The organism is Providencia sp. PROV_01 (assembly GCF_053098325.1).
The window spans coordinates 3903454-3922827 of sequence record NZ_JBRFKD010000002.1; the positions used below are offsets into that span (position 1 = coordinate 3903454).

18 protein-coding genes and 1 tRNA gene are annotated in these 19374 nt (G+C 42.8%); 14 read left to right on the forward strand and 5 right to left on the reverse strand.

The genetic code is table 11. From position 1 onward, the window contains the following. Nucleotides 1-92 precede the first annotated feature (92 nt). From ACU696_RS18900 to ACU696_RS18940, 9 genes are read left to right on the forward strand one after another with little or no spacing between them, the layout of a single operon-like run. Nucleotides 93-1010, forward strand: a complete 918-nt coding sequence (locus tag ACU696_RS18900; protein ID WP_109911737.1) for a VOC family protein — start codon at nt 93-95, stop codon at nt 1008-1010. 4 nt (nt 1011-1014) lie between these two features. Further along, on the forward strand, nt 1015-2232 hold the full coding sequence (locus tag ACU696_RS18905; protein ID WP_109911736.1) for an NAD(P)/FAD-dependent oxidoreductase: 1218 nt from the start codon (nt 1015-1017) through the stop codon (nt 2230-2232). A gap of 20 nt (nt 2233-2252) precedes the next feature. After that, nucleotides 2253-3533: an MFS transporter gene (locus ACU696_RS18910; RefSeq protein WP_196723855.1), complete on the forward strand. Its 1281-nt coding sequence runs from the start codon at nt 2253-2255 to the stop codon at nt 3531-3533. A 25-nt stretch (nt 3534-3558) separates the two neighbouring features. Then, the gene (locus tag ACU696_RS18915; RefSeq protein WP_004257990.1) at nt 3559-4071 is read left to right on the forward strand and encodes a cupin domain-containing protein; all 513 of its coding nucleotides are present in this window, start codon (nt 3559-3561) and stop codon (nt 4069-4071) included. 15 nt (nt 4072-4086) lie between these two features. Further along, a complete protein-coding gene (locus ACU696_RS18920) occupies nt 4087-4926 on the forward strand; it encodes an alpha/beta fold hydrolase (RefSeq protein ID WP_004908415.1) in 840 nt (279 codons plus the stop codon). A 10-nt stretch (nt 4927-4936) separates the two neighbouring features. Further along, complete coding sequence (locus ACU696_RS18925; protein ID WP_004908414.1) at nt 4937-5731, forward strand: SDR family oxidoreductase; 795 nt, start codon at nt 4937-4939, stop codon at nt 5729-5731. 11 nt (nt 5732-5742) lie between these two features. After that, complete coding sequence (locus ACU696_RS18930; protein WP_209101866.1) at nt 5743-6534, forward strand: aspartate dehydrogenase; 792 nt, start codon at nt 5743-5745, stop codon at nt 6532-6534. A 13-nt stretch (nt 6535-6547) separates the two neighbouring features. Then, nucleotides 6548-8017, forward strand: a complete 1470-nt coding sequence (locus tag ACU696_RS18935; RefSeq protein WP_164529130.1) for an aldehyde dehydrogenase — start codon at nt 6548-6550, stop codon at nt 8015-8017. Between the two features lie 41 nt (nt 8018-8058). Further along, nucleotides 8059-9702 carry a thiamine pyrophosphate-binding protein gene (locus tag ACU696_RS18940; RefSeq protein ID WP_110731711.1) on the forward strand — a complete coding sequence of 548 codons (1644 nt, stop codon included), beginning with the start codon at nt 8059-8061 and terminating at the stop codon, nt 9700-9702. A gap of 121 nt (nt 9703-9823) precedes the next feature. Here the strand turns inward: ACU696_RS18940 and ACU696_RS18945 are convergent, their stop codons facing one another. The 3 genes from ACU696_RS18945 to ACU696_RS18955 all read right to left on the reverse strand — a co-directional run bounded on the left by ACU696_RS18945 (nt 9824) and on the right by ACU696_RS18955 (nt 12018). Beyond that, nucleotides 9824-10318, reverse strand: a complete 495-nt coding sequence (locus tag ACU696_RS18945) for a nucleoside deaminase (RefSeq protein ID WP_109911730.1) — start codon at nt 10316-10318, stop codon at nt 9824-9826. Nucleotides 10319-10726: 408 nt separating this feature from the next. After that, nucleotides 10727-10803, reverse strand: a tRNA-Ile gene (locus ACU696_RS18950). Nucleotides 10804-11421: 618 nt separating this feature from the next. Then, nucleotides 11422-12018 carry a GNAT family N-acetyltransferase gene (locus tag ACU696_RS18955; RefSeq protein ID WP_109911818.1) on the reverse strand — a complete coding sequence of 199 codons (597 nt, stop codon included), beginning with the start codon at nt 12016-12018 and terminating at the stop codon, nt 11422-11424. A gap of 223 nt (nt 12019-12241) precedes the next feature. Here ACU696_RS18955 and ACU696_RS18960 point away from each other — a divergent pair, with 223 nt between their 5' ends. Further along, nucleotides 12242-14263, forward strand: a complete 2022-nt coding sequence (locus ACU696_RS18960) for an NADPH-dependent 2,4-dienoyl-CoA reductase (protein WP_164529161.1) — start codon at nt 12242-12244, stop codon at nt 14261-14263. 109 nt (nt 14264-14372) lie between these two features. Here the strand turns inward: ACU696_RS18960 and sstT are convergent, their stop codons facing one another. Next, nucleotides 14373-15626 (reverse strand): serine/threonine transporter SstT, encoded by a 1254-nt coding sequence (gene sstT / locus ACU696_RS18965; RefSeq protein WP_209101861.1) that lies wholly within the window; start codon nt 15624-15626, stop codon nt 14373-14375. Between the two features lie 263 nt (nt 15627-15889). Continuing rightward, nucleotides 15890-16849: a TerC family protein gene (locus ACU696_RS18970; protein ID WP_109911701.1), complete on the reverse strand. Its 960-nt coding sequence runs from the start codon at nt 16847-16849 to the stop codon at nt 15890-15892. A gap of 613 nt (nt 16850-17462) precedes the next feature. Between ACU696_RS18970 and ACU696_RS18975 the strand changes: the two genes are divergently transcribed. The 4 genes from ACU696_RS18975 (at nt 17463) to ACU696_RS18990 (ending at nt 19374) form a co-directional block, all read left to right on the forward strand. Further along, nucleotides 17463-18131 (forward strand): DedA family protein, encoded by a 669-nt coding sequence (locus ACU696_RS18975; protein ID WP_004908389.1) that lies wholly within the window; start codon nt 17463-17465, stop codon nt 18129-18131. 237 nt (nt 18132-18368) lie between these two features. Further along, nucleotides 18369-18674 carry a DUF883 family protein gene (locus tag ACU696_RS18980; protein ID WP_109911700.1) on the forward strand — a complete coding sequence of 102 codons (306 nt, stop codon included), beginning with the start codon at nt 18369-18371 and terminating at the stop codon, nt 18672-18674. Between the two features lie 6 nt (nt 18675-18680). Continuing rightward, nucleotides 18681-19088, forward strand: a complete 408-nt coding sequence (locus ACU696_RS18985) for a phage holin family protein (RefSeq protein WP_109911699.1) — start codon at nt 18681-18683, stop codon at nt 19086-19088. Beyond that, complete coding sequence (locus tag ACU696_RS18990; RefSeq protein ID WP_004908381.1) at nt 19075-19374, forward strand: YqjK-like family protein; 300 nt, start codon at nt 19075-19077, stop codon at nt 19372-19374. Before ACU696_RS18985 ends, ACU696_RS18990 begins: the two co-directional genes overlap by 14 nt.

Here is a 19374-nt window from a genome sequence, read left to right on the forward strand (position 1 = left end):
CCACACATTTTTAGGTTTATTGCCATAAGCCTCAGGTTCTTTTTGCCCAAAAAAACCTTTGGCAATAACACCAATCGATAGAGGACTTTACAATGTCAGTGATTGGAATAGAAAAATTAGAATTTGGTGTTGAAGATATCCCTAGCTGCCAGAAATTTTTACATGATTTTGGCCTTCAAGCAGCCTCTGATAACGCCTCGTTATTCACCACGTTATCGGGTGCTGAAATACAGTTATTTTCCTACCAAGATCCAAATTTACCCGTACCTTTTGAAGCAGGTTCAACACTGCGTCGCATTACGTGGGGAGTTGAAAGCCCAGATAAACTCAAGGAGATCATTGAGAAAATTAGGCCTTGTGATGGTTTTCAACTGACGTCAAATGGCGCACAGTGCCGTGACCCAAATGGCATGACGGTCGCTTTCACTATTAGTAAACAAAAAACGGTTGAATTAGAGGTCACCGCTATCAACCAATGGGGGGATATTCGCCGCATTGATAAACCCAGCCCAGTTTACGAAAAAGCCACGCCAATTAACGTCGGTCACGTAGTATTTTTTGTTGATGACTTACCTTCTACAGAAGCGTTCTATTGCCAAAAACTGGGTTTTCAAGTTTCAGACCGTTATATCGACCGTGCCGTCTTTTTACGGACACAAATAAACGGTTGCCACCATAACCTGTTTTTGCTGAAGCTTCCTCATCGTGGCAGCGGCCTCAACCATGTCGCTTTTACGGTTCGTGATATCCATGAAGTGATTGGCGGCGGTCTGGCAATGAACCGCCATCAATGGAGCACCTTTATTGGTCCAGGCCGGCACCCTATCTCATCCGCTTACTTTTGGTATGTCAACAGCCCAACAGGTGGGGCTTTCGAATATTACACCAATGACGATTACCTAACCGATAAATGGCAGCCACGCGAACTGGAACATTCCTTAGTTTCATTTACGGAATGGGCTGTGGAAGGTGGTCTCGATTATGAAACTCGCCGCCAAGTTAAGGAGTAACGCCATGAGCTCATTAATCCAAGGCGGTATTGTCATTATCGGTGGGGGTCAGGCAGGTGGTTGGGCAGCAAAAACCCTACGCGATGAAGGTTATCAAGGTATTATTTCGGTGATCAGCGATGAAAACCATGATTTTTATGAGCGCCCACCGCTGTCTAAAGCCGCATTGACACAGGAGAGTTTTTCATTATCGCGCTTATTCAGCGAACAAGAAACTAATGCCTTAAATTTACAGTGGTTTCGCCCACTACGTGCCACCAAAATTGATAGCCAAACCCAATGTATTTATTTAAGTGATGGTCGTGCCATTACGTTTGACAAATTACTGCTCGCGACAGGCGGTCGGCCTCGCTACCTGTCGAATCGTTGGCAGCAACATCCACAAGTATTTGCCTTACGTTCATGGGATGACGCGCAGAAATTACGTAGTGCGCTGCTCTCTGCACAAAAAATTGCCATTATTGGTGGTGGTTGGATTGGCTTAGAAGTTGCCGCTTCCGCTCGAAAAATGGGGATTGATGTCACGATTTTTGAGCGGCAAAGCCGCTTATGCGAACGAAGTGTACCGCAGAATGTTTCAGAGGCTCTTGCATTACGCCACACACAAGCAGGTGTTCATGTCATAACCGATTGTGGAGATATCGAACTTGGCGAACCGACAACAAGTGGATTACAAATTAGTTGCCAAAAACAGCCTTCGCAAAATTTCGATCTCGCTGTTATGGGGATTGGTGTTGAATTAAATCTCGAACTTGCCAAAGAAGCGGGTCTTGATGTTACCCACGGTATTGTGATTAATCACCATGGGCAGACTTCTCACCCAAATATTTACGCTGCGGGCGACGTCGCTTGCCATCCAACACTGTCCTTATGTTTACAGTCATGGGCTTATGCGCAAAACCAAGCCATCACCACAGCAAAAGCCATGCTAAACCCGCAGTCTGAAGGGTTCAATGAACTCGCTTGGTTATGGTCAGATCAATACCAAGACAACATCCAAATTTTAGGTGTCCCAACCTCACAAAAATTAAAACATATTCAACGGTATACCCCTAATTCAGAGGTTCATTTTGCTTTAAATGAAAGCAATGAATTGGTGCAAATGATTGCATTTAATGATGCACGAGCCATCAAGCTAGGTAAACGTTGGATACAAGGCCACCGCAAATTGGACCCTTCACAACTTGCTGATCCCACATTTTCATTAATGTCACTGAAATAGTGCCCAGCAGGAGAAATCTCATGGCTAATCAGACTATAACCTTACAAAATTCAGAGCATGATCAAGTCGAGCAAGATGTTCCTGAAAAGATCAATTGGTTGATCCCTATCGGGCTGTTTTCCTGTGTACTACTGGCTTTCTTCGATAAAATCAGTATTGCAGCTCTATTTTCTGACGAAAAATTTCAGCAAGCTCTGGGAATTGATTTTGACCCAACCCGTTTGGGGTTACTGATGAGCGCATTTTTATTCGCTTATGGTGTTTCTTCCATGCTACTAAGCGGTATTGGCGATAAATTTCACCCCACCAAAATGCTGCTATTTATGATCAGTAGCTGGTGTTTTCTCATGATTTTTATGGGATTCACACACCACTATGGCACGATGGTTTTTCTGCGTGTATTGCTAGGAATTGCCGAAGGGCCTTTGCTGGCAATCGCTTACGCCATTGTGCGCCGTACCTTTCCGCCAAAAATGCAAGCGCGTGCCACCATGATGTGGTTATTAGGCACACCGTTAGGCGCAGCATTAGGCTTTCCTATCTCATTGTATTTACTAAATAACTATGGTTGGCAAAGTACATTTTTTGTCATGGCCGCCTTTACTGTTCCTGTTTGGTGGCTTGTGGTGATTGGTATTCGCCATCCCAACTTAGTCAATCGTCAAGCTCAGACTAAAAACACAGCAGGTGAAACACTTCCAGCGGAGCAATTGGCTGTGATGCGAGCCCATAAAAAACGCTTATTCCAAAATAGCCATTTTTGGATTATCTGCATGTTTAATATCGCTTTTCTTATCTACCTTTGGGGAATGAATGGTTGGTTACCCAGCTATTTAATTAAAGGTAAATCCATTCACTTAGAACATGCGGGAATTCTGTCATCCCTTCCCTTTATCGCCATGTTATTTGGTGAAGCCATCGGAGCGTGGTTATCAGATCGCTACGATCGCCGCGCACTCGTTTGTTTTATTTCACTACTTGGTGCCGTGTTAGGCCTTGCTGGTGTGTTATTTCTCACTGGCACCTACAGCATCATTCTTATGATGGCATTTAGCATGTTCATGTGGGGGGCGGGCGCACCAAATATCTTTGCTCTACTCGCAAAAGCCACACAAAAGCAAGTCAGTGCATTAGCAGGCGGTATTTTCAATGGGTTAGGAAACCTTGCTGGCGCCGCTGCACCGCTGGCAATGGGAGTTCTTATTACCGTCACTCACACTATGGATAGCGGGCTGTTATTTATCGTCGTCATAGGTTTATTCGGCAGCTTGTTACTAGTGCCTTTACTGAAAAAATATTAATTCATTTTTTATTGGAGATAACACCATGTCACAACCGCAAATCAAACCACAAGATATTCCAATGGCACAATGGATTGAGTCACGCATTGCTCGCCTTGAAGGGCGTAAATATGACTGGAATGCCCTGAAATTCCAAGCGGATTACGACCCTAAATATCGCCGCGCACAAATGCGCTATATCGGCACGGGTGCGACTGGCGTTGCTAATGATGTCAACACCGTTCCCGCAGAGAACTTTACTTTCTCCACCATGGTTCTCCCTGCCAAATGCGAGGGGCCATTACACCTCCACCCCGATGTTGAAGAAGTGTTCTTTATGTTGAAAGGCACTATCACGTTGTTTGTAAAAGATGGCAATGAAGAGTATGAAACCGTACTGAAAGAGCGTGACCTAATTTCAGTCCCTGCGGGCATTTATCGTGGTTTATTTAACCATGGGGAAGAAGAAGCCTTAATGTGCGTCATGATAGGGACACCAAAACCTGCGATCCCAACATATCCCGAAGATCACCCTTTATCAAAAGTTAAACGTAACTAACAGGAGTCGTCAGTGATGAATTTGCTCAATAAAAAACTCCCGGAACCACTGATAGCAGACTTTGGCCAATATCGTCTCAATTGGCGAGAAGCAGGCCAAGGGCACCCAGTGGTATTGTTGCATGGTATCAGCTCTGGATCTGCTTCATGGGTAAGCCAACTGACCAGTCCATCACTGACAAAACACTATCATCTCTATAGCTGGGATGCGCCCGGCTATTTAGAAAGCCGTGAGCTAGAGACGACAACGCCTACCGCTATTGATTACGCAAATGCATTGAATGCTTTTATTGACAAATTAGCCTTATCAAACATCGTGTTAGTGGGACACTCTCTTGGCGCCATAATGGCAAGTGCTTTTGCCTCGCAATATCCCAATAAAGTTAAAGGCTTAATCTTAGCGAACCCCGCGCAAGGTTATGCAACAAAAAGCCCTGACCAACAAAAACAAGTTTACCAACAGCGGCAAGATATTGTTTTGAGTTCTGGTATTGAGGTATATGCGCAAAATCGTGCTGCTGCTTTGTTATCCGCCAACGCAACCACTGAGAAAGTCAATTGGGTTCAACAGAACATGAAGAAGCTCAACCCTAAAGGCTTCTTAGCCGCGGCGTGGATGCTAGCCCATGACGATATCAGCCAATATTTAAATCGCTATGATGGCCCATTGGAAATACTGGTTGGCACAGAAGATACCATTACGCCACCAGCACAAGTAGAGCAACTCGCACGCCAAAAAAACTGCCCCTATTTCCTGATAAACCAAGCGGGGCACGCCAGTTATTTAGATGCGCCAGATGCCTTTAACAACCATTTACAACAATTTTTAGAGACGCTCTATTGCCAAGCAGAATAAAGGAAGACTCATGAATTTACAGTTAAATAACCGTGTTGCTGTCGTGACAGGAGGAAGCTCCGGCATCGGCTTTGCAACCGTCAAACTCTTACTGGATGAAGGCTGTAAAGTGGCATTCTGCGGTCGTGATCAAGACAAACTCCAGCAAGCGCTTACAACATTACGAGAACATTACCCTCAAGGGCATTTTATCGCACAACCTTGTGATGTTCTTGATAAAACACAAACCGAAGCTTTCGCAAAACAGGTTCATCAACAATATGGACACGTCGATATATTGATAAACAACGCAGGACAAGGCTATGTCGCAAGCTATAGCGATACCCCCGAAGAAGCATGGTTACACGAAGCCCAATTAAAACTATTTGGTGTAATTAACCCGGTGAATGCTTTCTTGCCACTCTTAGAGCAATCAAATATTGCTTCTATCACCTGTGTCAATTCACTGCTGGCCTTACAGCCTGAACCACATATGGTCGCCACCTCGGCGGCTCGGGCAGCATTATTAAACATGACGCTAAACTTGTCGAAAACACTGTTACCCAAAGGGATCCGTGTGAACTCTATTTTACTTGGCATGGTGGAGTCCGACCAATGGCGACGCCGCTTCGACAATCGCAGTGATAAAAATCTCGATTGGGAACAATGGATTGGTGATATCGCTAAAAAACGCGGCATTCCAATGCAACGTTTAGGAAAACCCGAAGAGCCCGCACGTGCCTTAGTCTTTTTAGCCTCCCCCATGGCGTCGTTTACCTCGGGTGCCGCTTTAGATGTTTCTGGTGGCTTTAGCCACCATATTTAAAGGATTTAACGATGAAAACACTCATGTTGATTGGTTATGGTGCAATGGCTCAAGAAGTGATTACTCGCTTACCTAATGAGATAGCCCTGCGTTACATTGTTGCCCGGCCCCATCACCATCAAGCCATTTTGGAACGCTTTAAAGGGGCAGTCACCCCCATCGATAACCTTGACAATAATATCATTCCACCGGATTTAGTGTTGGAATGTGCGGGTCACCAAGCCGTTAAACAATATGCACCAACGGTACTAGAAAGAGGCTGGACACTGGCCATTATCTCAACGGGAGCCCTTGCTGACACGGACTTTGAACAACACTTGGTCGCCTTAACCCAACGCCACCACAGCCAGTTAATTCCACTAACTGGCGCTGTTGCTGGTCTTGATGGCCTACGTGCCGCAAAAGAGGCGAATATCACCCATGTGACCTACCTGTCATGTAAAAGCCCTGCAAGCTGGCGCAATGGCGCGGCTGAGCGTTATGTCGATTTATCACAAGTGACACAGCCCACGGTGTTCTTTAGTGGCAGTGCCCGTGAAGCGGCACTGAATTTTCCAGCGAATGCCAATGTGGCTGCCACTGTTGCACTGTATGGCATAGGGATGGATGCCACCCAAGTACAATTGGTTGTTGACCCGACTACCACACAAAACTCACACCGCATTGATGTTACGGGCGATTTTGGCCATTTCTGCATTGAACTCAATGGAAATCCACTACCTTCAAATCCGAAAACATCGATGTTAGCTGCTTTAAGTGCTGTTGAAATTTGTCGTCGAGTCGCTGAACACCGAGCTATTTAATAGGAGCCCTATTATGAACAAAATGGATATTTTTGTTGGCGGTAAATGGCAGCTAGGTCGCGGGCCTGAAATGCAATCGCGTTTTCCGGGGGATAACCAGGTGATTGCAATCCTTAACAGTGCAAGTTTGGAAGATGTCGAAGATGCCGTAATTACGGCAGATAAGGCATGGAGATCGCCTTCTTGGCGTAATCTTCCCGCTCACCAGCGGGCAACTATCTTGTACAACGTGAGTCGCTTAATTGATGAAAACTGCGAAACATTAACTCAATTACAAACTTTGGATAACGGCAAGCCTTGGGCAGAAGCACGTGGCTTAGTGATGAGCGCAGCAGCAACCGCTCGCTACTTTGCGGCGGTTTGTGAAGTTTCAGGTGGTGAACTTCCTCCTCGTCGCCAGCCAGAGCTGATGACCATAAGTACCTACCAACCTATTGGCGTGATCGCTGCAATCACGCCATGGAACTCCCCGATTGCCAGTGATATGCAAAAAATTGCCCCAGCGATTGCGGCCGGTAACGCGGTCATCTTAAAACCCGCGGAAGCCACACCTCTAATTTCATTAAAATTGGCTGAGTTATTTGAGCAAGCAGGTTTACCCAGCGGCCTGTTGAGTGTGCTACCGGGTAAAGGTTCGATTGTCGGTGATGCACTGGTTCGCCACCCTCTGGTGAAAAAAATCTCCTTTACAGGTGGCACCAATACCGGACGACAACTGGCTCATATTGCAGCGGATAAACTTATCACCACGTCACTTGAACTTGGGGGAAAATCCCCAACTATCGTGTTGTCAGACGCTGACCTTGATATCGCTGCACATGGTGTTTGTTACGGTATCTTTAGTTCGATGGGGCAAGCATGCATCGCCGGTTCGCGCCTATTTGTGGCTAAAGATATCTACTCATCCTTTATGGAAAAGCTAACACAATTGACCCGCAACCTGATTATTGGTGACCCAAGGCAAGAGCGTGTTCATCTAGGGCCATTAATTTCCCCTTCGCACCGAGATAGCGTCAGAAACTATGTCGAACAAGCCGTTCAGCAAGGGGGGAAGATCCGTATTGGTGGAACTGCACCCGCTGACCCGGCACTCAAAGATGGCAACTACTTTTTACCGACGATTATCGAAGGCTTAAATAACCAATCTACGGTTTGCCTAGAGGAAATTTTCGGCCCCGTGCTCGTCGTAATGCCATTTGATGATGAAGAAGACCTCATTCAGCAAGCTAATGATTCTGTTTATGGGCTTGCCGCAGGTATTTGGACAAAAGATTACACTCGAGCATTTAAGCTCGCCGATGCGCTTGATGTCGGCACTGTTTGGGTCAATACCTACAAAGTTTTTTCTATTTCAACGCCATTTGGCGGCTTTAAAGAAAGTGGCATTGGCCGTGAAAAAGGCCTTGAAAGCCTCAAAGCCTATATGCAACAAAAAAGCCTATTTCTGGCACTTAACCCACAACCAAACCGTTGGTGTGAATAGCAAATCCGTCACCGGATTATGGCAGCATTGAGGAGAATAAAATGTCTGAAATGATTACAGTTGGCGAAGCTATCGCCAGAACACTTGAACAATACCAAGTCACAACGGTTTATGGGGTTATTTCAATTCATAACTTACCCATAGCAGATGCTATCGGGCGCCGGGACGTGATTGATTTTACGCCAAGTCGTGGGGAGGCAGGGGCCGTCACCATGGCGGATGCCCATAGCCGTTTTAGTGGCTTAGGGGTAGCGCTAACCAGTACAGGTGCAGGTGCTGGAAATGCTGTAGGATCAATGATTGAAGCTATGAATGCATGCTCCCCCATGATCCACATTACAGGCCAAGTTGAAAAAGCTTATCTGGATATGGACGCAGGGTTTATTCATGAAACACATGACCAACTCGGCTTTTTACGTTCGAGTTCAAAGCACGCTTTTCGTGTTCATACCCCCGAACAAGCCGTCGCCACGCTGCATAAAGCCATTCAAGTTGCTCAAACTATACCTTGTGGCCCTGTCTCTATCGAGATCCCAATTGATATTCAAAGTGCGCAAGTGCCATTATCTGTACTGAGTGCACCACTTCCCCCTTATAGGTTGCCTGACAGTTGTACATCGTTAGTCAATGCAATTTGGGACAAACTTCAACACGCTGCACAGCCGTTATTGTGGGTTGGCGCAGGAGCCCTACAAGCAAAAGATGCTGTCAAACGCCTTGCTGATGCAGGTATTGCCGTCATCAGCAGTACCCATGGACGAGGTATTTTATCGGATGACCATCCATTCAGCTTACGCGCTTTTCATAATGCAGATTCCGTTGATGCATTAATGCGTTCATGCGATTTAACTATCGTCGCAGGCTCACGTTTACGCAGTAATGAAACCAAAACATGGTCATTACCTTTGCCACACCCCATCATTCAAATCGATATAAACCCACTCGCCGCCAATCGCAACTATTTAGCTGACTTGACGGTAACTGGGGATTGTAAAAGTTTACTTGAAGCACTTGCCGATAAAATCGAACAAGCCAAGCGCCCTATCTCTACTCAGTGGAAAAAACAAGTGCAAGAGGCCGTACAGCAGGCTGAAGAACAACTAAGGCAACAATGTGGCCCTTATAGCCAACTCAGTGATGCCGTAGAGCAAGTCTTACCTAGCGATGGTATTTTTGTCCGCGACATTACGGTATCAGGGAGTTTATGGGGAAGCCGTTTACTCAAAGCGACCCAGCCAATGCACAACATTCACTCCTTAGCAGGCGCAATCGGGCTAGGACTCGCCATGGCAATTGGCAGTGCCAAAGCAAACCCTAATGTACCTGTTATTGGCTTAGTTGGTGATGGCGGGTTAATGTTAGGCGTAGGCGAATTGGCCACTATGGCACAAGAGCAGCTCCCAATTGTATTGATTATTATGAATGACCAAGGTTATGGCGTAATGCGAGGTATTCAGGAAAAATATTTCTCAGACCGCCAATACTATAATGAGTTACTCACCCCTTCATTTAGTCAATTAGCTCAATCGATGGGGATTCAAGCATTTACGATAGATAAAGCCACCGATTTTCAATCAACGCTCCGCCAAGCTGTCGACTTGAAGCAACCTGTTGTCGTTGAAGTGTTAATGAATCATATTGGTACAATGAATTTTTCAGGCCCCCCACAGAAAAAGTTATTTTAACTTTCACCATGGTTAGGGTGGCAATAAGCTACCCTATTTCATTGATAGATAATGATGCAAACGATTAAAGCCATCTGCTTTTTAAATTATTATAGTGGGGAACTATAGCACCCGACTAAGATTATAAATTTGGCTTAAAATATTGCGTATAAATAGAAACCGCTTGCTCTTTTAAGATGCCTTTAACCACTTCAGGTTTAAAGGGGCTTTTGTCAAAGATTTCATCACTCCCCAACATAATATTAAAACCGGCAATCTCGGCTAGTTCATCATGAGAAAGACTATAAACCATCCGACCTAATTGGCTCCATACCATTGCACCGGAACACATACAACACGGCTCACAACTGGTGTACAGCGTATAATCGGATAAATCCATGACTTTATGTTCAGAACAATACTGGCGTATGAGACCCAACTCCGCATGATAGGTTGGGTCACTTTCAGTATGAATATGATTTTCACCTGTCATAACGACTTGGTTATTTTTAACTAATACTGCACCAAAGGGTTCATTGCCATTTTTCGCAGCATCCGTTGCCAAAGCCAAAGCTTGCGTCATAAACTGAATATCTAGCGCATTTTGCTGCTCATTGTTGTTAAGCTTATTTTCCATATACACACCTTTTATGCATAAATTAATTTAATTTTAAAATAACCTAAATAGGTTATATCAAGTCTAGTTATGAATTAATACAAAATAACCTGCGTGTGCACAATTTCCTTGCACATTTGGGAGATGCAAAACATTTGCCCATGTTTTGTTAGTACAAGGGTGCTACTGAAACTATCAAGCTTAAATATATGAAAAGGATTTCAATAGATTCAATCTTTAGGTCACCAAAAGAATTGCAATATCAATCACATAATTTCAAAAAACCAGTAAATATACGAATTAACAAGAAATGAAAAGCTGAAATGAATTACAAAAGTATTTAGGGGTAATTAGCGTGATATGCTTTAGAAAAACAAAAAAGCCACTTACGATGAAGTGGCTTAATGAGCTGATTTAACAGCTAAAATTTGGTGGCCCCTACTGGACTTGAACCAGTGACCAATCGATTATGAGTCGACTGCTCTAACCAACTGAGCTAAGGGGCCAAAGTGGAGAGGATTATACGTGTAGTTTTAGCTTAGGTCTAGTGTTTCGAAACCGTATGCTGAAATTGTGTTCAACTCAATCCCTCCACTTATAATTCAATGCGATAGCATAAGCAATTGCTATCATTTGAAAGTCGTTTCCTGCAATTTTAATGAGCTCTACTCTTTTTTATTTAAATCAGTTTCTCACACCTTATCTATATTTAACTTTTACCAATATCAAATTAATAATAAAAACAACATCATAATGGCAACTAAACTTATTAAAAGCTCTTAATTCAAATAATTGATATAAAACAATATTTTTACATTCAGACCTCACAATATAGTTTATAGATAATTCGCATATAGGACAGAAATGATGAAAAAAGTACGTGTAGTTCAATATGGTTGCGGAAAAATGGGTAAATTTTTGATCCGTTACTTGTAAGAACATGGTGCTGACGTTGTGGCGACTTTTGAAATCAATAAAGCGGTTATTGGCAAAAATATAGGCGAAATCACAGGAGCGAGGCCAACAGAGGTTAAAGTACAAGCGCTACATAAAGCAGCGAAATGTTAAAGCTTGATGTTGGCATCATCGCCCACCTTTCGGTGGGCGATTACTGGCACCTAATCTTAGCGCGGTTTCACCATCTGCCATTCTAAGTGATGTTTTATCGACGGCCATTCTGATTCGATAATGCTATATACACAGCTATCACGTAGCTCACCTGTTTTAGTTTTCATATGGTTGCGCAAAATACCATCGAGCTTGGCCCCTAAACGTTCAATAGCTCGACGACTTTGGCTATTTAAAAAGTGCGTACGAAACTCCACTGCAACGCAATTTAATTCCTCAAAAGCATGCTTTAACAGCAAATATTTAGCCTCTGTATTTAATGCAGTGCGTTGTACTTCGACCCCATACCAAGTGGCACCGATTTCAACCCGTCTTACCGCATGGTCCACACGGTTATAAGAAGTAATACCAACAGGCTTACCAGTGCGTTTATCAATCACCACAAAAGGTAAACATTCCTTTTTCTGGAAATTTTCCAGACGCTTTTCCACATCTTGAGAAAAATGCTCAGGCTCAGGAACTAAGGCATACCACAAATTATTTAACCCATCTCGTCGAATGATATCTGCCAGTTCGACATCATATTGGTGAGATAGAGGTTCAAGGCGAACGTATTCACCTTCTAAAGTAATAGCTTGGCAAATCTCTTTCATCATTGTTTCCCCTATATCGTTCTTTATGCTGTGTGTCTCTTTTTTTAATCTCTGTTTATGACATAAAAATAAAAAAACACCTATTTTTTATGACACTCAGCTATTTAACCGAAAACATATGATAAAAATCACAAAATTTTAACATCTTTACCAAATTGCAGCTTCATTACGCTACAGTTGACTCATCTGACCTGTTAATGAAATCCCGAATGGGAGTATAATAATGAGCAATTTTCCACACCTTTTTACCCCGCTTGATTTAGGCCACACTATCCTAAAAAATCGCATTTTGATGGGCTCGATGCATACTGGGCTTGAAGAGCACCCGCAAGGCAGTGAACGACTGGCACATTTCTATCGCTTACGCGCCGAAAATGGTGTCAGCCTCATCATTACCGGTGGCATCGCCCCCAATCCTGAAGGGGCGCTTACCGCACATGGCGCGGTACTAAATGATGAAAAACAGCTGTCATTTCATCAACAAATCACGGATGCCGTCCACCAAGCTGACGGTAAAATCGCCTTACAAATTTTGCATGCAGGGCGCTATGGGCTACACCCCAAATTAGTTGCCCCAAGCCCTATTCAAGCTGAAATTATTCCATTCGCCCCCAGAGAGCTCTCAACTGATGACGTTGAAAAAACGATTGATGACTTTGTGACAACAGCCAAACTCGCTCAACAAGCAGGCTATGATGGTGTCGAAATTATGGGCTCCGAAGGCTATTTAATTAACCAATTCATCACCAAACGTACCAACCATAGAACCGATAAATGGGGTGGAAGTTACACAAACCGAATTCGTTTTCCTATTGAAATCGTACGGCGAATACGGGAAGCTGTTGGCGCTAACTTTATTATTATTTATCGACTTTCCATGTTGGATTTAGTTGAAGAAGGTTCAATATGGGAAGAAATCGAATTACTCGCCAAACAAATTGAAAATGCAGGCGCCAGTATGATTAACACGGGTATTGGTTGGCACGAAGCTCGAATACCGACGATAGCAACGCAAGTTCCCCGTAGTGCATTTAGTTGGGTTACCCAGAAATTAATGGGAAAAGTGAATATTCCGCTGATAACCACTAACCGCATCAATGACCCTTTTGTTGCAGAACATATTATTGCCAATCATCAAGCCGATATGGTTTCAATGGCTCGGCCGTTTCTGGCTGATGAAGCGTTTGTTCGTAAAGCGGCAGAAAATAGAGCAGACGAAATCAACACCTGCATTGGCTGCAACCAAGCCTGTCTCGACCTCATTTTTAGTGGCAAACTGGCCAGTTGTTTAGTTAACCCACAAGCCGTTAGAGAAATGGATTACCCCAACGAAAAAGCCCCACAGAGTAAATCTGTTGCAGTTGTTGGCGCAGGGCCTGCTGGGTTGTCTTGTGCAATTTACGCGGCAAAACGGGGGCATCGCGTCACTTTGTTTGAAAAATCTAACCACATAGGTGGGCAATTTAACCTCGCAAAGCAAATACCCGGTAAAGAAGAGTTTCATGAAACTATCCGTTACTTCTGCCGACAACTAGAACTATTACATATTGATGTACGCCTTGAACACCAAGCCGATGTTGACTGTTTATCGGGATTTGATGAGGTCATTATTGCAACGGGCGTCACCCCACGGAAAATCCAGCTCGAAGGCATTGAACACCATAAAGTCATTTCTTATATCGATGTCATCACCAAACAGCGTTCTGTTGGTAAAAGCGCCGCTATTATTGGTGCTGGAGGGATTGGCTTTGATGTTGCTGAATTGCTAACCCAGGAAGGGAAAAGTAGCAGTTTAGATACTTCACTATTTAATAAAGAGTGGAATATTGATACCTCAATTCATTCTAAAGGTGGCGTATTCCCCCCACAAAAAGTCCCTATGGCATCAGCCCGTCAATTGTACTTATTACAGCGTAAAAATAGTAAAGTTGGGGCAGGCCTTGGTAAAACGACGGGTTGGGTTCACCGTTTATCACTGATGAAACGTGGTGTTCATATGCTAAATGGTGTTGAATACATGCGAGTTGATGACGAAGGGCTCCATATTCGCTATCAAGATAAAACGCAGTGCCTTCCCGTTGACAATGTGATTTTATGTGCAGGACAAGAGCCTTACCGTCCATTAAAAATACAATTAGCAGAACGTGGCATTAATGCCCATGTTATTGGCGGTGCTGATGTAGCAGCCGAGCTTGACGCTCGCCGCGCAATTGAACAAGGAATGAAAATCGCGTATCAGCTTTGATTGCTCGTTCTGTTGGTGAGGTTTGTCACTGACAATTAACCGTATTTTCAAAAATAAAGGCAGAGATTGTTTTCACGATCCCTGCCTTTTTATTTAGTTCACTTGCTCATTAATCACGGTGAGATAACCGCGCTTCCGCGTTCGCCAGTTTCTCATCTTCCGCTAAACACACCGCCGCAGTAAATAACACGTCAGTTGAAGAATTAAGCGCCGTTTCTGCTGAATCCTGTAACACGCCAATCATCACACCAACTGCGACCACTTGCATCGCAATCTCATTTGAAATACCAAACATGTTACAAGCTAATGGGATCAGCAATAGTGAGCCCCCCGCAACCCCAGAGGCGCCACATGCACAAACTGCTGCCACAACACTTAATAATAATGCCGTTGGGATATCAACAGGGATCCCTAACGTATGTACCGCAGCTAACGTCAGAACAGTAATCGTTACCGCTGCACCTGCCATATTGATTGTTGCACCTAATGGGATAGAAACAGAGTAGGTATCTTCATGCAGATTCATACGACGACACATCCCCATATTCACAGGAATATTCGCTGCAGAACTACGTGTAAAGAATGCCGTTACCCCACTTTCACGTAAACAAGCGAAAACTAATGGATATGGGTTGCGTTTCATTTTCCAATACACAATTAGTGGATTAACAATGAAAGCAACAATTAACATACAGCCAATTAATACTGCGAGAACATGTATATAGCCTTTTAAGGTTGCAAAGCCTGTCGTTGCGATAGTTGAAGCAACTAAGCCAAAAATCCCTAAAGGCGCTAAGCGGATCACAACACGTACCAGTTGTGTTACTGCATTAGAAAAGTCATGAACTAAATTTTTTGTGGTTTCATTTGCATGGCGCAGCGCAATACCCAGCCCGATCGCCCACGCTAATATACCAATATAATTACCCTTAATCAGTGCGTCGACAGGATTCGCAAATATATTGATTAGCAAACCTTTTAACACTTCGGCAATATTACCCGGTGGATTTAACTGTGTATCCCCCACGGCTAAAACTAAACTTGACGGGAACAGGAAAGAACCAATAACGGCAACAACCGCGGCAAAAAATGTTCCCAAAATATACAACACCAGGATCGGTTTGATATTGGTTTTTTGCCCTTGACGATGGTTAGCAATGGATGACATCACTAACCCCCATACCAATACCGGAGCAACCGCCTTTAACGCACTAACGAATAAATCCCCTAACAACCCGACATTTTTTGCAGCAGATGGCCATAACCATGCAAGCAAAATACCCGCGACCAAGCCAACCAGTATCTGTTTGACTAGACTACCTTGGCTAATAACTCGCCATAACCCTGTTTTATTTGTATCCATAATAGACCTATATTATTTATCTTTATTAGGAATTAAATGTGTTTGCACAGCAAGTATAAGGAATAATAGTCGCCTGAAAAGGCAATTATTCAAAATATACACAATGATTGACTTTGTTTAACAAACATTTTACATAACTGTGATCTCAATAGAGTTTTGTTTCTTATAGTAGAATGAGAGGAGTAAAATGGTTGAGTATTTTCATAGGGTTAAAAAAAATCCCCTACTTTTACAGTAGAGGATTTAAAAATAAAAAAGTTAAATTAACTTTTTGCTTCGTTACGTTTATTAACAATGGCATTAATGATTAACGTTACGACTAAGATTGAGGCAATTACCCCCAACGAAATCGGCGTTGGAATATGGAAAATATCAATCAATAGCATTTTTATACCGATAAAGCTTAAAATTACTGCTAAGCCGTATTTTAGCATTGAGAACTTTTCAGCAACTCCAGACAACAAGAAATACATCGCACGTAGGCCTAAAATGGCAAATAAGTTCGATGTTAAAACAATGAATGGGTCAGTCGTTACCGCAAAAATAGCAGGTATGCTGTCCACCGCAAATATCACGTCACTAATTTCAACTAAAATCAGCACTAAAATAAGTGGGGTCGCAAATAGGACACCATTACGTTTAATAAAGAATTTTTCACCATGCAATTCATCCGTCATACGTAAATGAGAACGAACCCATTTTACTAACGGTTTATCCGTGATTGGCGAGTCATCTTCTTTAGCAAAAGCCATTTTCAAACCAGTAAATAGCAAAAACAAGCCAAATACATATAAAATCCAGCTAAATTGTGTGACTAACCAACTACCTGCAAAAATCATAATCGTACGAAGTACTATAGCGCCTAATACTCCATAAACCAGCACACGACGCTGTAAATTTGCAGGGATTGCAAAATAACTAAAGAGCATTAACCAAACGAATACGTTATCAACAGCTAATGCTTTTTCTAATAAATAACCCGTTAAGAACGCCATTGTTTGGCTATCGGCAAACTCACGTCCCACGTTTTCATTAAGATACCACCAAAAGCCCGCCGCAAAGAGAAGCGAAAGCGTTACCCACACGATACTCCAAGCCGCAGCTTGTTTCATCGACATTGCTTGGCCTTTGTGTTTCCCTTGCCAGAACAAATCAATGAGTAACATAAGTAAAATAATAACGGCAAAACTACCCCATAAAATTGGGTTACCAACTGAGTGCATTTTCCTTTCCCTTAAAAACAAAAAACGGCTGATATCCAGAAGACATCAGCCGCTTAAAATTCATTAACCACAAGTTATGTCTTTTGGTTGTAAATTATGAGCAAACCTCGCCTTCTGGCAAGGTCTCACTTACAACACAAATAACCCGAAAACAGGGAACTGTGGTGCTCGGCTACCGGGTGTAATGAGTACACCGTAATGACGATAAACCGACAAGAAGAAGTTACTCCCCTTTGCTATGGCGATAAGATACGGTAAATAGTCTTAAAATGCAATAATTAGCCATTATTGTTTTATCGTTATTTTTTTACATTAAAAGATAAATTAACCAGTATATTTCGCATACTCTAAGCAAAAAACAGGCTAAAAGCCGTTTTTAAGCACTTTACATCATTACATGGCACACAGTAATTTGTAAAAATCGGCCGAAACTTAAATGAATTCTAAAAATAAGCTTAAAATTTGCTGTTTAGTTATTTTCTGTTTTGTTAAAGTGAGCGTGCTTTACACTAACAGCCTGAGGAAACACTACTTTCACTTTGGCATTCACTTAATCCATTTCTCCCTGCCCAACAACAAGTTTGTTGCTGTTATTGCCGTTTAGGAAACATTAATGGAATTAGTTAAAGAACTTTTTTTCGCCCTTTGGCACCAAGATTATGTCACCCTATCTAACCCTGCGTTAGTGTGGTCGATTTATTTCATGCTGTTCGCTATCTTGTTTCTTGAAAACGGGGTATTACCTGCAGCGTTTTTACCTGGCGATAGCTTGTTGATTTTAGTTGGTGTACTCATCGCTAAAGGCACATTAAGTTATCCACTCACCATCGTAATTTTAACCGCTGGCGCCAGTTTAGGTTGCTGGGTAGGTTATATACAAGGGCGATGGCTAGGGAACACACGTATTGTTAAAGGCTGGCTAGCACACTTACCCGAACACTACCACCAACGCGCTCATGGCTTATTCCATCGTCATGGCCTCGCTGCCTTATTAATTGGCCGTTTTTTAGCTTTTGTTAGAACACTGCTTCCAACAATTGCAGGCCTCGCAGGTTTGCAGAATGGCCGTTTCCAAGTATTTAATTGGTTAAGTGGTCTGTTGTGGGTGTTAATTTTAACGGCTATCGGTTATGGCTTTGGTAAAAGCCCAATCTTCCTACAATATGAGCATCACATTATGAATGTATTGATGCTAATTCCTGTAGGCTTATTAATCCTTGGGTTAATCGGTAGTATTGCTGTTGTCGTAAAGAAAAAACTGTCTAGCAAAAAAGCAAATTAATCCGCCTATGCGAGAACTTCGAGTTCTCGCATTTTTATTTTTACCTAATTTTACGTCTTAATATTTCTATCCCTTACAACTAAGTTAACCTACTAATATTAAAAATATTTTCCTAAATACTATTTTTTACATTTTTTCTGATCCCATAATTTATTATCGAATAACTCATTGCACTTAATGCAAAAACAGTTATTGTTAATACAGTGAAGTTTCTTTTCTATTGATAGGAGGTTCTATATGTCATTAAATCATTCATCAGAAGACCTACGTGCGGAACTAAAAGCGTTAGCAGATTCTCTTGAAGCCGTATTGAATGATACAGGCGAGAAGTCGAAAGAAGAGATTGAAAGCTTAAAATCCAAAGCGAAAGATGTACTTTACTCATCTCGTGCTAAGCTCGGCCAAACCACCGAAAGGATCACTGAACAAACTAAAGAAATTGCGGGTCGCGCAGACAACTATGTCAAAGAAAATCCATGGACTGGTATCGGTATTGGTGCTGCCGTTGGTGTAGTTCTTGGCGTACTTCTCGCGAAACGTTAATTGCTTATGGAACAAAATCAACAACGTCAGGGCCCCGGTAAAGGGGTCCTTGAAATACTGCAACGCATCGCCAGTATTACCGTTAATATTGTTGAAACTCGCCTTCAGCTCATTGCCGTTGAGCTCGAAGAAGAGAAAATTAATTTTATCCAGTTGCTATTATTAGTTGGGCTAGCGCTTCTTTTTACTGCTTTTGGCCTGATGTGTCTAATTGGGCTCATTTTTTGGTCTGTAGACCCTGTTTACCGTTATCAAGCACTGGCTATCACTACAGGGAGTTTGGTTCTACTCGCCATTATCTTTGCTAGTTGGGCGCTCAAAAAAGCGAAACAGTCCACTTTATTGAGCTCCACACGGGAGCAACTAAGCCAAGATGCAAATGCATTAGCAGGTAAGGATAATGACCAGAAATAAACGCCAATTACTTGCCGAAAAAAAACAACGGTTACTCAACAGAATTGAGCAGCAACGGAATGACCTTGCTGCCAGTTCTGAGGATTGGCTACATGTGACAGCCCCTTATGACCGTACATGGAAAGCCTTCGTTACCTTCCGTCCTTTGTTTATTGCAGCAACAGGCCTGCTTTCGATTTATTCACTAAAAAAACCACAACGTATACTTCAATTAGGGAAAAAAGCCTTCACAATGTGGGGCATAGTAAGAACAATTCAAAGTACAATTAATGCAGGAAAAAAATAA